We start from the raw sequence: 13,372 nt of genomic DNA, 5'->3' as shown, positions 1-13,372 counted from the left end.
CGAGGAGGGACCATGAACGCTCTCGCGATCGAGGCCGAGGGCCTGGTCAAGCAGTATCGCGGCCGATCCGGCACCGTCGACGCCGTCCGCGGCGTCGACCTCGGCGTCACCGCCGGTGAGGTCTTCGGATTCCTGGGGCCCAACGGCGCCGGGAAGTCGACGACCGTCCGCATGCTCACCACGCTGCTCACCATCACGTCGGGCACCGCGCGCGTCGCCGGCATCGACGTCACGGCCGACCCCGACGCCGTCCGCCGGCGCATCGGCGTCGCGCTGCAGGAGGCCGGGCTCGACCCGCGGCAGACCGGGCGCGAGCTGATCGAGCTGCAGGCGCGGCTGTTCGGCAGCGGCGCGGCCGACGCGGCGGCCCGGGCGGAGGAACTGCTCGAACTGGTCGAGCTGACCGAGGCCGCCGACAGGCGGATCAAGGGCTACTCGGGCGGCATGAAGCGCCGGCTCGACCTCGCGTCGGCGCTGGTGCACCGGCCCGAGGTGCTGTTCCTCGACGAGCCGACCACCGGCCTCGACCCCGCCAGCCGGCTCGGCGTCTGGGACGAGGTGCGGCGCATCAACCAGCGCGGCACCACCGTGTTCCTCACCACCCAGTACCTCGAGGAGGCCGACCAGCTCTGCGACCGGCTGGCGATCATCGACGACGGCCGCATCGTGCGCTCCGGCACGCCGGCGTCGCTGAAGGCGGAGCTGCGCGCGCGGCTCGGCCTGGCGTCCGACCCCACGCTCGACGAGGTGTTCCTCGACGCGACCGGCCGCACCCGCGAACGCGTGGCCGGCGACGTCCAGGAGGTGACGGCATGAGTGCGCTCGTCCAGACCGAACTGCTCGGCCGCCGGGCCATCCGCGAGTCGCTGCGTACCCCCGAGGCGCTCGCGCCGACGCTGTTCATCCCGGTGTTCTTCCTGGTGGTGAACTTCGGCCAGGCCGGACGGATCTTCCCGTCCGACTCCACCCCGTTCCTGTACGGGCAGACGTACGCGGCGTTCCAGCTGCCCAGCTCACTGCTGCTGGCCGCGTCGTTCGGCTCGGCCGCGCTGTACCTCGTCGAGGACATCGAGGGCGGCTACTTCGACAAGCTGCGGGCGGCGCCTGTGTCGCGCGCCGCGCTGGTGGTCGGCCGGCTGATCGCCGAGGGCGCGAAGACCGCGGTGCTCACGGTCGCGCTGGTCGTCATCGCGCTGCCGTTCGGCGTGACGATCGCCAGCGGGCCGGCCGGCCTGGTGCTGCTGGTCGTGCTGACGTCGCTGTGGGGCATGGTGTTCGCCGGGTTCATGCAGCTCATCGCGTTGAAGACGCGCAGCGCGGCGGCCACGAACTCGGGCGGGCTGGTGTTCTTCCCGCTGCTGTTCCTGACCCCCAACTTCGTGCCGCGCGAGCTGCTGACCCGGCCCATGGAGATCGCGGCGACGTTCAACCCCGTCACGTACGTCATGGAGGCGCTGCGGTCGCTGATCCTGCAGGACCTGCAGTGGGACGTGCTGGCCCGCGGGTTCGGCGTGGTGGCGGCGTTCGGCGCGCTGATGGTGTTCCTCAACCTGCGGATGGTGCGCCGGTACGACTGAGCCGACCTCGCCCATGATCATCAATGATCCGACCCTCTCCTGATGGTCGGATCATTGATGATCTTCACCCTCAACTGTCGACGTCGTCGATGTCCGCCATCACGGCAACGTCCTCGGGATCGAACCGCTCGGGTGCCTCGTCAGGCTTCTCGTTCTCGAAATCGTCCTGGACCTGCTTTCCGGTCGCTTGCTCGATCAGCCGCAGGATCTCCACGCGCCGCTTGCGGAAGTGCCCGTCGAAGTCGTCGGCACGCATGGCGTCGGCGTCGAGCCCATGGCTCGTGAGCAGCTTGTCGAGGTCGTCTGAATTCAGGCTGGCCCGCTTCTCGACAACCGGCAGGTAGCGCGACGGTGCCACACCGCCGATCGCGCGATTGGTGGCCGCGGAGAGCGGCGTCTTGTTCACGATGCTCTCGCGCAGGACGGGGTCGATCCCGTTGTCGAGACACCACCGATAGGGGAAGACGTGATGGATGTCGACGGCCAGATTGACGTATTGCACCTTGTCGAGGGCCTGGTCGAACATCCAGTCGCGAGCGCCCTGACCGATGATCAACGCGTAGATGCCCTTGTAGGCGGCCGCGTTGCGGGTGCGCAGTGTGAGCAGCCGAGACGCTCGGAACCCGAAGTCGGCCACGGTCCGGGGCTGCGCCACGTCATCGCGCCCTCGCGCCCAGTCCGGGACCTGCTCGGCGTCGCGAGCGAAGCGCGTCTCGATGGAGCCGCCGTAGAGCTCGCCGAGGATCCCGCACCAGAACCACTCGCCCAGCCTCTTGCGCACTCCGTGCAGATCGGCATCCGAGCCGAGAAGCACCTTGAGCACGGACAACGGGACCAGTTGTTTCGGGTACGGCAGGAACCTGGCGCTGAAGATGTGATGGTCGGCGAGGAAGGTGGCCGACCACAGGAACGCCTTGCGCAGCGGCTCCACCCACTCCAGATAGTCGTCGAGCCGCAGCGTCAGCACGTCCTCGCGGCGCGCGGACACCGCCGGCGGCTTGCCATTGCCCTCGTGGGCGGCTGCACGCTTCAGAGTGGCGAGCAGGCACACGGCCTGGAGGAAGTCGGTGTTCTCGACCCCGCTCAGCACCGGCTGCGCGGCGAACCGTTCCTTGGTCCGGGTCCAGTCGTCGTTGAGTCGGAAGTCGGTGCCGTGCTCGGCGAAATAGGCGGCGTCACCGGCGAAGACGGCGGTAAGTAGCTCGAAGACGTTGAGCGGCAGTCCCCCGGTGTTGACCTTCTCGAAGACGGTAGCCACCGCGGACTTGCTGGTGAACTTGTCCAGCTCGATGGCCGGGATGTTGTAGGTGGACGCCGGCTGCACGACGTCGGCCCAGAACTGCGTGGCCTGCCCCTTGTCCTCGCAGGCGAACATCCAGGTGCCGGTCGCCGCGCCGCCGAAGAGCAACCGCACCGGGAACAGCCCTGCTGCGCGCTCCTTTTCCGGGTCGGACAGATCGAGGACGACCTCCTTGCCGAAGTTCTCCCGGACGATGCCGTCTCCGGGGATCGAGCGCACAGCCTCGTCCATCCGCGCTTCGCCCTCGAGCGCCAGCGCCATGTCGATGTAGTAGCGGCGCTGCAGGAGCTTGCCGCGGCTGTCCTTGGTGGCGACCACGCCGTCGCCGGTGAGCGCCTGGGTCAGTGAAGTGAGCCGCTGCTGGCCGTCCAGGAGTAGCCAGTCCGCTTCGACGCCGTCGGGCAGGACGACCCCCTCGACGGGTCGTGGCTTGAACCGGATCTGGTCGTTGCCGGAGTGCAACAGCATCACCACGCCGAGCGGATGACCCTTGAGGATGGTGACCAGGAGCTGCCTGATCCGCTCGTCCTCCCACTTGTACGCGCGCTGGAAGTCCGGCAGTTGGATCTTGCCGCCGGCGGTCCACTTCAAATAGTCGGCCAGTTCGTACTGAGGCGTCTGGAAGCCCATGACGGCATCGTCACAGGATGTCCGGACAGAACTATTGACAACATGTTCCCGAAGTGACAACATGTTGTCTATGACACAGACAGCGCACATCGCCCTGTACGACACGCTCGCCGACTCCGAGATCGGGCACTTGCTCGTGGAGCTGCGCACCGGCCGGTTCACCGGCACGCCGTGGAACGTCGTCACCGTCGCCGAGACGGCCGAGCCGATCACCACCATGGGCGGCATGCGCATCGTCCCGGACATGGTGCTCGCCGACCTCGCGCCCGAGTCGAGCGACCTGCTGGTGCTGGCCGGCGCGGAGATGTGGGACACCGGCGGCGGGCAGGCATGGACCGACACCGCCCGGCGGTTCCTCGACGCGCGGGTGCCGGTCGCCGCCATCTGCGGCGCGACGGCCGGCCTCGCGCGGGCGGGGCTGCTGGACGACCGCGACCACACCAGCGCGGCGCTCGAGTACGTCACCATGCAGCCCGGCTACGGCGGCCGCGACCGCTACGTCGACGCGCGCGCCGTCGTCGGTGGCGACGTCGTCACCGCCGGGCCGGACTCGCCGGTGCAGTTCGCCCGGGCGACGATGAGCCGGCTCGGCCTGGCATCGGAGGAGACGCTGCAGGCCTACGAGGCCGTGTTCCACGCCGCCGACGCGAGCGCGTTCCCGGTGCTCATGCGGGCAGCATGACGGCGACGACGGAGGTCCCGCCGCGCGCGGAGTGGCCGGAGCCCGAGCCGGCCACCCCCGCGGGCGAGGTGCTCACCGACCTCGCGTTGACGACGTTCCGGCTCAACGCCCGGCTGATGGAGGCCGCGCAGGACATGGCGGCCGCCGGCGGCATCACCGCCGCGTGGTGGCAGGTGCTCGGCGGCGTCCTCGACCAGCCGCGCACCCACGCCGACATCGGCAGGCTCATGGGGATGTCACGGCAGGGCGTGCGCCGCGTGGCCGACCTGCTGGTCGAACAGGGGCTGGCGGAGTACCGCGACAACCCCGCGCACCGCCGGGCCAAACTGCTGGCCTGCACCGAGGCCGGCTACTGGGCGATCCGCCGCATCTCGCTGGTGCAGCATCCGTGGGCCGAGCACATCGGCTCGCAACTCGACCTCGGCGACCTCACCCGCGCGCTGGACACCATGCGCGCGCTGGTCGCCGTCCTCGAGGCGGACCGCCCGGCCGGCGGCTGATGTCGTCGGGGCTGGGCGCCGCTCGAGTCGGTCAGGGCTGGACGCGCAGCCCCGCCACCAGCACGGCGGCCAGCAGCGTGAGCACGATCGCCGCCGACGCGGCCCACTGGACCTGCATCAGCGTGCCGCGCAGGTCGCGCGCGAACGCCGGCGTCAGGACCTCGGCGAACCTGCGCCGATCCGACCGGAACCCCCCCCGCCTCGGCGTCGCCATGTCGCGGCCTCCTCTCCCGAGGGGCACCCTCCTCCGGGCCTTCGGCGTCCACCACACCCCCGGAGGAGGCTGCACCCCTCGTCCGGTAGGAGACCGCCGGTCACGGGATCAGCACGCCGCGCGATCTGTGATCTGCGTCACAGCGGACGGGTCATGAACACGCTGAGCGGGTCGGGGCCGTAGCCGGCGAACGGCGGGCAGTAGTCGAACCCGAACTTCTCGTAGAGCCGCCGGGCCGGCTGGAAGAACGCGTCCGACCCGGTCTCGAGGCTGAGCCGCCGGTACCCCATCGCCCGCGCCTCGCCGACGATGTGGCCGAGCAGCAGCGACGCGATGCCGCTGCGCTTGCGGGCGGTCGCCGTCCGCATCGACTTCAGCTCGGCGTGCTGCTGGTCCAGCCGCGAGATGGCCCCACACCCGACGACCGTCCCGGCGTCGTCGCGGACCGCCCAGAACGTGACCCCCGGCCGGCGCAGGCCGTCGAGGTCGAGGGCGTGCTTGCTCTCGGGCGGCGTGATGGACCGCAGCTCGCGGACGTGCTCGTCCAGGAACTCCGCGATCTCCGCCCCCGCCAGGTCGTCGACGGCGATGTGCATGATGACGACGCTAGGACGCGTATGTCACGTCGAGGTTTCGCCGATGTTCGCCACGTTTCGCGCCGACCGCCCGCCCGACGTTGCGCTGCGCCGTCCGCAGACCCCTCCCGGCCCGGGTGGGGCCCACCCTACGGGCGGGCACTGACACTCGCGCGCGCTCGATCGGCCCCTCCGCCTCGGCCGGCTGCGCTCTCACCACGCGTGCATCCGGCCGGCCGCCACACTCGCACCACACAAGCCCACGGCCGGCCGCACTCGCACCACGCATTCCTCGGCGGTTCGGTGCACTGTCTGCAGACCCCTCCCGGCCCGGGTGGGGCCCACCCTACGGGCGGGCACTGACACTCGCGCGCGCTCGATCGGCGCCCGGTGCCCTCCGCCTCGGCCGGCCGCACTCGCACCACGCATTCCTCGGCGGTTCGGTGCACTGTCTGCAGACCCCTCCCGGCCCGGGCGGGGCCCACCCTACGGGCGGGCACTGACACTCGCGCGCCCTCGACCGGCGCGCGCTCGCCCCACCCACGCGCCCCGCCCACCCCGCCGCGCCCGGGTGGATCAGCCTGCGACGGCGCGTTGGCGGACGTCGCGGAGGAGGCGGGCGACGGCGAGGCGATGGGCGCCGGAGGTGATGACGAGCAGGCGGTAGGCGCGGCCGTGCGGGCCGGGGAAGGCGGCCTCGGTGCGCGCACCAACCGTGGTCCCGCCCGGGGTCGCGGCGAGCGTGAACGTCAACGCATAGCGGGAGAACCGGTGCCGCCCGACCAGCCGGACCAGCCGCTCCGGCTCCGCCGCCGCCACCGCGAACCCCGGCACCGTCGCGCCCGGCACGAGCGGCACCCCCGACGCCCGCCGCGGCGTGGTCCCGAGCAGCCACGCCAGCGCGCCTCCCCCGCGCAGGTCGCCCACCTGCTCACCCAGCGCCGCCCACACGGCGGACGGCGGGGCGGGGACCAGCACCTGGCGCTCGTCGACGAACGGGAGAAGGGTCATGGCGACGGGATCGCGGCGGCGACGGCGGAGGCCCAGACGTGGTAGCCGGTCGCGGACGGATGGAAGCGGTCGGCGCTGAAGAAGTCCATCGACGGCAGCCCGTCCGACACGACCGTCGTCCACGCCGCCCGCGGCCGCACCGCGCAAACGTCCCGCGACACCGCGTCGAGGGCGGCCGCCCGCTCACCGAGGTAGCGCCGCAGCGTCCGCGGCAGCGCCGGGAACAGCCCGAACGGCGGCACCCCCGCGACGACCACCCAGGCCGAACGGTCCGCGAGACCGTCGACGATCGCGGCGAGGTCGGCGCCCCAGTCGGCCGGCGAGCGCCGGGTGAGCACGTCGTTCGCACCGGCCAGCACCACGGCCACGTCGTACGAGCCGGTCAGGCGGGGCAGCAGCCGGTGCCGGACCCGTCGCGCCGTCGCGCCGTGCTGCGCGGCCACCGTCCAGGAGACGGGGCGGCCGGTCCGGCCGGCGAGCAGCCCCGCCAGCGCGCCGGCGAACCCGTCGTCGTGCGAGGAGACGCCCGACCCGGCCGCCGTCGACTCGCCGAGCACGGCCACCCGCAGCGGCGCGCCTTCGCCGACACCCACGGTGCCCGCCACCCGCGAGTCGACCGGCTCGGCCAGCGTGAACGTCGAACGCACCCACATCCCCTGCACCGCCGCCAGCGGGAGCAACAGCCGGTTCACGACGCCGCACCGGGCAGCAGGGAGCCGACGGCCGCCCGCGTGCCGTCAGCGAGATCGACGCCGATGGCCTGTAGCAGCACCACCAGCGCGCCGTCGGCCAGGAACCGGGCGAGGTCGTCGGCGCCGGCGCCGGTCAGCGCGGCCGACTCGCCGAGGAGGACGGTGATGACGCCGCGGCAGCGCTCCGCCACCACCTCGTCGCGCCGGGCGATCGCCGACGCCTGCAACCACAGCCCGCCCGTGACGCCGCCGGAGAGCAGCTCGCGAAAGCCCGCGCCCATCGCCGTCATCGGGTCGCCGGGCCGGTCGGCCGCGGCCGCGCGGAACGCCGTCCGCACCCGCTCCTCCACCTCGTCGACGCAGGCCAGCAGCAGCCCCTGCTTGCTGCCGAAGAGCCGGAAGACGTACGGCTGCGACACTCCGATCTCGTCCGCGACGCGTTGCAGCGCGCCCGTCGTCAGGCCGTCGTCGGCGATGACCCGCATCGCGACGGCGACGGCGTCGGCTCGCCGCTGCGAAGCGGTACTGCGTACCTCTGCCATGCCCCGCAGCATGACAGAAGTAAGTACTTACTTACAAGGGCGCCACCTAGACTGCTCCGCGGAGGTCGGATGAACGCGGTCGAGATCGTGACGCTGCTGGTCTCACCGGTGCACGCGTACGAAGGCCGGCCGCAGGACGGGCCCCGGCCCGATCCGGAGCCCGCCGCCCGGACGGAGGTCACGGTGCGCGCCGGACTCGGACTTGTCGGCGACCGCTACTTCGGCCGACCGGCGCACCGCAACGCCGCCGTCACGGTGTTCGACGCGGCCGCACTGGACGACCTCGCCGCGTCGCTGGGCGTGGAGCAACCGCTGGATCCGCTGCTGACCAGGCGCAACATCACGATCCGCGGGTTCCCGGTCGATCAGCTCGCGGCGCGGCGGCCGGCGCCGGGCGCGGTGTTCGCACTCGATTCCGGCGCGGGCCCGGTCCGATTCCAGGCCAACCGGCCGGCCAATCCGTGCGCCTGGATGGACGTCACCCTGGCACCAGGCGCGTTCCGCGGGCTCCGCGGCCGCGGCGGAGTCCGCTGCACCCCGCTCGACGACGGCGTGCTGCGGCTCGGGCCGGCGATCCTCACCCTCGAGTGAGCGGCCGCACGTCGAACGTCAGCCGAGGCCGAGTCGCTGCCAGGTCTGCTTGCCGGGGATGCCGTCGGCGTCGGTGCCCTTCCAGCCCTGATCCTCCTGGAACGCCTTGACGGCGGCCTGGTCGGTGGCCGACCACGTGCGGCTGGGACCTTCCTTGTAGAGGTCGCGGTATTTCTTGCTCCGCAGCACCAATGCCGAGCCGACCAGGAGCACGTAGTCGTTGACCTTGCCCGCCCCGAACACGTCGGGACCGGGATACGGAACCACCTCGACCACCACAGCTTCGGACATGTCCCCTCCAGCGTGATCGGCGACGATCGTGGACCACAGCGTAGGGACCGGATGGCTGCCACCGCAGCGGAACCGGGACGAATCTCGCGGCAAGCTCTTGCCCGGCCCCGCCCACACAGCTACCGTGGCACGACGTTTCATGTCGATCCGCCGGACTTGTCAGGGAGTGGACGCATGCCACGCACCGCCGTCGTCGCCGCCATCGCCGCGCTGGGACTCGCCGCCGGGCTGGGGGTGAGCACGTCGGCCGCCGCGTCCGGCGAGGTCCGGACGTTCGACGCCGAGCCGCTCGGCGCGGCGCCCGCCGGCTACACCACGCAGGGCGACATCACCGTCGCCGAGGCGCCGTTCGGGCCGCCCGGGAACCGCGCGGTGCACCTGGCCGACTACACGGCGACGCTCCAGTCTCGCCTGCAGATTCCCGCCCCCGCCGCCGCTGCCAGGCGGTTCGAGTTCGACCTCGCGATGCACACGACGCGGCAGGCGGTGTTCCTCGCCGTGCACGCCGACGGCGACAACCCGGCGCTCGGCGCGTATCGGTTCATGATCACCCCGGTGTACGCGTACGGCGGCAGCACCACCGCGCAGGTCCTGGTCTACGACGGACGGCAGTACCTGCGCCTGGCCACCGTCCCGATGCTCACGGCGCGCGACCACCCGAGCCGGGTCCGCATCGACGCGAGCGGCGACGCGGCCGTGCTGACGGTGAACGGAATGTCGTTCCGTACCACGGTGCGCGCGTCCGGCGGCACCGCGATCACCGGCCTCGAGCTGGCCTCCAGCGGCGCGGCCGGGGTCGGCTCGGACGCGTACCTGGACGACGTCGCCCTGAGCGAGCTCGACCCGGCCAGCCCGGCGCTGGCCGAAGGGCTGCTCGTCACCGGCGCCCTCCCGTCCTACGTCGCCGAGAAGCACCCGGCGTCCACCGTCGTCGCCACCATCGACGCACCCGGTGTGCGGGCCGCGCAGGTCCGGGCCAGCGTCGTCGTCGACGGCGTCGCCGAGCCGTTCCCGGGCCGCGTGCACGGCGAGCCCGGCCGGCTGGCCGTCAGCGCCCCGATCGACGCCGCCGACATCGGCCTGCACCCGGTCACCGTCACCGTCACCGACCTGCGCACCGGCGTCACGCGGTCGACCCAGATGCGGATCCAGGCGTACGCGCCGATCCCTGCCCAGGTCGTCGCGCAGGAGCCGGAGGGCGCCGCCGAGCCGCGCTTCCCCGACGCCGTCCGGCTGGCCGACGGCACCATCGTGCTGGCCTACCACTACGCCGACGCGCACACGAAGGCCGACGGCGTCGTCCGCATGGTCCGCTCCGCCGACGGCGGCGCCACCTGGACCGCCCCCGTCACCGTCGCGGCCACCGCCGGCGCCGACAACCGCGACCCGAAGCTCAGCGTGCTGCGCGACGGCACGGTGCTGCTGACGGTGTTCCGCACCGACTGGTCGACCAGCCCCGAGAGCAACCTCGGCACGTTCGTCTACCGCTCGGCCGACGGCGGGCTGACGTTCCCCGAGGTCACACAGGTCGAGAGTGCGCAGCCGGGCGCCTGGCAGCACGGTCCCGCCGTCGAGCTGCCGAACGGCGACATCCTGCAGCCGCTGTACGGGTACGGCGCGCGGGTCGCCCGCAGCACGGACGGCGGCCGCTCGTTCCCCGCGGCGAACGAGCGCACCGTCGTCGAAGACGACGAGCGGTTCTCCAACGGCGAGCCGAACATCGTCCGGTTGCCCGGCGGCGAGCTGGTCATGCAGATCCGGCGGCACGACAACCTGCTGGCGATCGAGAGCGAGTCGACCCTCGTCCGCTCCTTCGACGACGGCGCGACCTGGACCGACCCGGAGCCGACCGGCCTGCCCGCGTCGTCGGCGCACCTGCTGGTCACCGACGACGGCTCGGTGCTGATGACGTACGGCAACTACGCCCAGGCGGGGCGGCCGACGTACGGCGTGCTGATCGACGACCCGTCCGGGCCGTGGACGGACCAGCGGCCGCTGGCGTTGTACAACTCCGGCTGGGAGGACCAGGCCAACCCCACCACCGTCCAGCTCGACGACGGCTCCTTCCTCTCCTTCGGCTTCGACGTCGCCGCCCGCACGGTGGTCTCCTTCCGCACCACTGCCGCCGACTACGACTGAGCCCAACCGATCAGGACACGCAGCACCTCCAGCGCCCGCTCGGAATACGGCTCAGGCCCGACGACGTGGAGCACCGACAGCGCCACGACGAGCGTGGTCAGAATCACCAAGTTTCGGACGCGGACCGCCCAGCCTGGGCGGTCCGCGTCTCGCTCGTCGTCAGGTCGCAAGCCGCAGTAACCGGCGCCACAGTGCGCGCTTGATCGTCCACATGATGGACGCCGAACGTCTCAGCAGGTAACCATTTGGCATTGCACTCGTCACAATTCCGCTGCTCCGGACCTGTCCGGTTGGCCGACTATCGCCGCCTTGAGCTAGCGTCACCAGCGACCGAACCAGACCAGACGCGGTTGGGGTTGTCGGCCGACGGTGCGGGCTCAAGCCCGCGGTGCCGCTTTCGTCCCCGCTCGCGTCGCTCGTCGCGTGGCTCACCGGCCGCCCTGAACGTGGGCGCCGAAAGCGCGCCCGGTGGAACCGGTGCGTCGCGTGGCAGACGAACGAAGGGGAGGGCGTGACCGCCGTACGCGCGGAAGGACTGTTCAAGGTCTTCGGCCGAGGCGCCGACGACGCCGTTCAGCGGCTCAGGGACGGCGCGAGCCGTGCCGACGTCGTGGCGCAGGGGGCGACCCCCGCGGTGATCGACGCGAGCTTCGAGGTGCAGCCGGGCGAGATCTTCGTCGTGATGGGGCTGTCCGGATCGGGCAAGTCCACGCTGATCAGAATGCTCAACGGCCTGTGGGAGCCCACGGCCGGCCATGTCTATGTCGACGGCGTCGACATCTCCGGTATCGACGCGAGCGAGCTGCGCCGGGTGCGGCAGCAGAAGATCAGCATGGTCTTCCAGCACTTCGCGCTGCTCCCGCACCGGACCGTCGCCGAGAACGCGGCATACGCGCTGGACATCCAGGGTGTGCCGAAGGACGAGCGGCGCGCCAAGGCCGCCGAGGCGCTGGAGCTGGTCGGGCTGCGCGGGTGGGAGGACCGCTACCCGGCCCAGCTGTCCGGCGGCATGAAGCAGCGGGTCGGGCTGGCCCGGGCGCTCACCGCCGGCAGCGACATCATGCTGATGGACGAGGCGTTCTCCGCCCTCGACCCGCTGATCCGGCGCGAGATGCAGGACCAGCTGCTGGAGCTGCAGGCCAGCCTCGGCAAGACGGTGGTGTTCATCACCCACGACCTCAACGAGGCCATGCGCCTGGGCGATCGCATCGCGGTCATGCGCGACGGCCGCATCGTGCAGGTGGGGACGGCGGAGGAGGTGCTGCGCGACCCCGCGAACGACTACGTCGCGCAGTTCGTCGCCGACGTCGACCGCACCCGCGTGCTCACCGCGTCCAGCGTCATGGTGCCGGCCCAGCTCGAGGTCAACGCCTCGGCCGGGCCGCGGGTGGCCCTGCACGGCATGCGCGACAAGCAGCTCAGCGCGGCGTTCGTCGTGGCGCGGGACCGCAAGCTGCGCGGCGTCGTCCGTGACGAGGACGTCGTGGCGGCCGTGAACCGGGGCGACAGCACGCTCGAGTCGATCATCGTCTCCGACGCCGCCTCCGTGCACCCCGACACCGTGCTGGCCGAGCTGTTCGCGCCGTCCGCCGAGTCGGCGCTGCCGCTGGCGGTGGTGGGCGACGACGGCCGGCTGATGGGCGTGATCCCGCGGGTGACGCTGCTGACCGCCATGGCCAGCCTCGCCGAGGCCCAGCCGGACCTGGAGGTGGCCCGATGAGCGACTCCTTCGATCCGCTGGACCCGCGGTTGCGCGTCGGCACCTGGATCTCCGACGCGTTCGACTGGTTCACCGACACCTTCCAGCCGGTGCTCGACTTCGTCGACACCGTGCTCGACGGCGCGTACACCGCCGTCACCGACGCGCTGAGCGCGCCGCCGTTCCTGGTGATGATCGTGCTGTTCGCCGCGCTCGGCTGGGCGGTGCGGTCGTGGAAGTTCGCCGTCTTCACCGTGGTCGGGTTCTACCTGATCGCGGCCATGGACAAGTGGGACGGCGCCATGCAGACGCTCGCGCTGGTGCTGGTGGCCGCGTTCATCGGGAGCGTCCTGGCCGTGCCGCTGGGCATCTGGGCGGCCCGTTCGGCGACGGTGAGCAACCTGGTGCGGCCGGTGCTCGACTTCATGCAGACGATGCCGGCGATGGTCTACCTGATCCCGACGCTGGGCGCGTTCGGCATCGGCGTGGTCCCCGGCATGATCTCGACCATCGTGTTCGCGATGCCGCCCGGCGTCCGGTTCACCGAACTGGCCATCCGGCAGGTCGACACCGAGGTCGTGGAGGCCGGGCAGGCGTTCGGGTCGTCGCCGATGCGCATCCTGCGGCAGATCCAGCTGCCACTGGCGCTGCCGACGATCATGGCCGGCATCAACCAGGTCATCATGCTGTCGCTGTCGATGGTGGTCCTCGCGGCCATGGTCGGCGCGGCCGGTCTGGGCCTGGACGTCGTGGCCGGTCTGCAGTCCCTGAACGTGGCTCGCGGCGTGGAGGCCGGTCTGGCCGTCGTCGTGCTCGCCATCTATCTGGACCGCGTGGTGTCGGCGCTGGCCGACCGCGCTCCAGTCGTCCGGGCGTCGAGAGTGCGCGCCTGAACGTCGCTTCACGAGTTGGTCCTCGAACCCAGAGTG

General features: G+C 71.8%; 15 protein-coding genes. 8 read left to right on the top strand and 7 right to left on the bottom strand.

What is annotated here, in order from left to right; translation table 11 throughout:
- Nucleotides 1-12: 12 nt before the first annotated feature.
- Both BLU82_RS32865 and BLU82_RS32860 read left to right on the top strand, forming a co-directional pair.
- A complete protein-coding gene (locus BLU82_RS32865; RefSeq protein ID WP_092624996.1) occupies nucleotides 13-816 on the top strand; it encodes an ABC transporter ATP-binding protein in 804 nt (267 codons plus the stop codon).
- Nucleotides 813-1,577: an ABC transporter permease gene (locus BLU82_RS32860; protein WP_092624995.1), complete on the top strand. Its 765-nt coding sequence runs from the start codon at nucleotides 813-815 to the stop codon at nucleotides 1,575-1,577. Before BLU82_RS32865 ends, BLU82_RS32860 begins: the two co-directional genes overlap by 4 nt.
- A 70-nt stretch (nucleotides 1,578-1,647) precedes the next feature.
- Here the strand turns inward: BLU82_RS32860 and BLU82_RS32855 are convergent, their stop codons facing one another.
- Entirely contained in the window at nucleotides 1,648-3,507 is a 1,860-nt protein-coding gene (locus tag BLU82_RS32855) for a DUF262 domain-containing protein (protein ID WP_092624994.1), read from the bottom strand.
- A 70-nt stretch (nucleotides 3,508-3,577) separates the two neighbouring features.
- On the opposite strand from BLU82_RS32855, the gene BLU82_RS32850 reads away from it, so the two are divergent.
- Complete coding sequence (locus BLU82_RS32850; protein WP_092624993.1) at nucleotides 3,578-4,189, top strand: DJ-1/PfpI family protein; 612 nt, start codon at nucleotides 3,578-3,580, stop codon at nucleotides 4,187-4,189.
- Nucleotides 4,186-4,689 carry a MarR family winged helix-turn-helix transcriptional regulator gene (locus tag BLU82_RS32845; RefSeq protein ID WP_092624992.1) on the top strand — a complete coding sequence of 168 codons (504 nt, stop codon included), beginning with the start codon at nucleotides 4,186-4,188 and terminating at the stop codon, nucleotides 4,687-4,689. The genes BLU82_RS32850 and BLU82_RS32845 overlap by 4 nt, the downstream gene beginning before the upstream one ends.
- A 31-nt stretch (nucleotides 4,690-4,720) precedes the next feature.
- Here the strand turns inward: BLU82_RS32845 and BLU82_RS32840 are convergent, their stop codons facing one another.
- From BLU82_RS32840 to BLU82_RS32820, 5 genes are all read right to left on the bottom strand, one after another.
- The gene (locus BLU82_RS32840) at nucleotides 4,721-4,903 is read right to left on the bottom strand and encodes a hypothetical protein (protein WP_092624991.1); all 183 of its coding nucleotides are present in this window, start codon (nucleotides 4,901-4,903) and stop codon (nucleotides 4,721-4,723) included.
- A 137-nt stretch (nucleotides 4,904-5,040) separates the two neighbouring features.
- On the bottom strand, nucleotides 5,041-5,499 hold the full coding sequence (locus BLU82_RS32835; RefSeq protein WP_092624990.1) for a GNAT family N-acetyltransferase: 459 nt from the start codon (nucleotides 5,497-5,499) through the stop codon (nucleotides 5,041-5,043).
- Between the two features lie 555 nt (nucleotides 5,500-6,054).
- Nucleotides 6,055-6,489: a hypothetical protein gene (locus BLU82_RS32830; protein WP_092624989.1), complete on the bottom strand. Its 435-nt coding sequence runs from the start codon at nucleotides 6,487-6,489 to the stop codon at nucleotides 6,055-6,057.
- Nucleotides 6,486-7,181, bottom strand: a complete 696-nt coding sequence (locus BLU82_RS32825) for an SGNH/GDSL hydrolase family protein (RefSeq protein WP_092624988.1) — start codon at nucleotides 7,179-7,181, stop codon at nucleotides 6,486-6,488. The genes BLU82_RS32830 and BLU82_RS32825 overlap by 4 nt, the downstream gene beginning before the upstream one ends.
- A complete protein-coding gene (locus BLU82_RS32820) occupies nucleotides 7,178-7,723 on the bottom strand; it encodes a TetR/AcrR family transcriptional regulator (protein ID WP_092626701.1) in 546 nt (181 codons plus the stop codon). The genes BLU82_RS32825 and BLU82_RS32820 overlap by 4 nt, the downstream gene beginning before the upstream one ends.
- A gap of 69 nt (nucleotides 7,724-7,792) precedes the next feature.
- Between BLU82_RS32820 and BLU82_RS32815 the strand changes: the two genes are divergently transcribed.
- A complete protein-coding gene (locus tag BLU82_RS32815; RefSeq protein WP_092624987.1) occupies nucleotides 7,793-8,314 on the top strand; it encodes an MOSC domain-containing protein in 522 nt (173 codons plus the stop codon).
- Nucleotides 8,315-8,332: 18 nt separating this feature from the next.
- Here the strand turns inward: BLU82_RS32815 and BLU82_RS32810 are convergent, their stop codons facing one another.
- Nucleotides 8,333-8,605 (bottom strand): peptidoglycan-binding protein, encoded by a 273-nt coding sequence (locus tag BLU82_RS32810; protein WP_157741411.1) that lies wholly within the window; start codon nucleotides 8,603-8,605, stop codon nucleotides 8,333-8,335.
- Nucleotides 8,606-8,779: 174 nt separating this feature from the next.
- On the opposite strand from BLU82_RS32810, the gene BLU82_RS32805 reads away from it, so the two are divergent.
- From BLU82_RS32805 to BLU82_RS32795, 3 genes are all read left to right on the top strand, one after another.
- Nucleotides 8,780-10,744 (top strand): sialidase family protein, encoded by a 1,965-nt coding sequence (locus tag BLU82_RS32805; protein ID WP_157741410.1) that lies wholly within the window; start codon nucleotides 8,780-8,782, stop codon nucleotides 10,742-10,744.
- Nucleotides 10,745-11,255: 511 nt separating this feature from the next.
- Nucleotides 11,256-12,464 carry a glycine betaine/L-proline ABC transporter ATP-binding protein gene (locus BLU82_RS32800; protein WP_092624984.1) on the top strand — a complete coding sequence of 403 codons (1,209 nt, stop codon included), beginning with the start codon at nucleotides 11,256-11,258 and terminating at the stop codon, nucleotides 12,462-12,464.
- Nucleotides 12,461-13,336, top strand: coding sequence for a proline/glycine betaine ABC transporter permease (locus BLU82_RS32795; protein WP_092624983.1), 876 nt, complete (start codon nucleotides 12,461-12,463; stop codon nucleotides 13,334-13,336). The genes BLU82_RS32800 and BLU82_RS32795 overlap by 4 nt, the downstream gene beginning before the upstream one ends.
- Nucleotides 13,337-13,372 lie beyond the last annotated feature (36 nt).

This window comes from Jiangella sp. DSM 45060, assembly GCF_900105175.1.
In the GTDB taxonomy this organism is placed as follows: Bacteria; Actinomycetota; Actinomycetes; order Jiangellales; family Jiangellaceae; genus Jiangella.
Note: the sequence above shows the minus strand (reverse complement) of the source record. Positions and strands in the feature narration are given on the sequence as shown.

Coding starts and splice junctions, on each gene's coding strand:
- BLU82_RS32865 (WP_092624996.1), top strand. CDS start 13: ATGAACGCTCTCGCGATCGAGGCCGAGGGCCTGGTCAAGCAGTATCGC.
- BLU82_RS32860 (WP_092624995.1), top strand. CDS start 813: ATGAGTGCGCTCGTCCAGACCGAACTGCTCGGCCGCCGGGCCATCCGC.
- BLU82_RS32855 (WP_092624994.1), bottom strand. CDS start 3,507: ATGGGCTTCCAGACGCCTCAGTACGAACTGGCCGACTATTTGAAGTGG.
- BLU82_RS32850 (WP_092624993.1), top strand. CDS start 3,578: ATGACACAGACAGCGCACATCGCCCTGTACGACACGCTCGCCGACTCC.
- BLU82_RS32845 (WP_092624992.1), top strand. CDS start 4,186: ATGACGGCGACGACGGAGGTCCCGCCGCGCGCGGAGTGGCCGGAGCCC.
- BLU82_RS32840 (WP_092624991.1), bottom strand. CDS start 4,903: ATGGCGACGCCGAGGCGGGGGGGGTTCCGGTCGGATCGGCGCAGGTTC.
- BLU82_RS32835 (WP_092624990.1), bottom strand. CDS start 5,499: ATGCACATCGCCGTCGACGACCTGGCGGGGGCGGAGATCGCGGAGTTC.
- BLU82_RS32830 (WP_092624989.1), bottom strand. CDS start 6,489: ATGACCCTTCTCCCGTTCGTCGACGAGCGCCAGGTGCTGGTCCCCGCC.
- BLU82_RS32820 (WP_092626701.1), bottom strand. CDS start 7,723: ATGGCAGAGGTACGCAGTACCGCTTCGCAGCGGCGAGCCGACGCCGTC.
- BLU82_RS32815 (WP_092624987.1), top strand. CDS start 7,793: ATGAACGCGGTCGAGATCGTGACGCTGCTGGTCTCACCGGTGCACGCG.
- BLU82_RS32810 (WP_157741411.1), bottom strand. CDS start 8,605: ATGTCCGAAGCTGTGGTGGTCGAGGTGGTTCCGTATCCCGGTCCCGAC.
- BLU82_RS32805 (WP_157741410.1), top strand. CDS start 8,780: ATGCCACGCACCGCCGTCGTCGCCGCCATCGCCGCGCTGGGACTCGCC.
- BLU82_RS32795 (WP_092624983.1), top strand. CDS start 12,461: ATGAGCGACTCCTTCGATCCGCTGGACCCGCGGTTGCGCGTCGGCACC.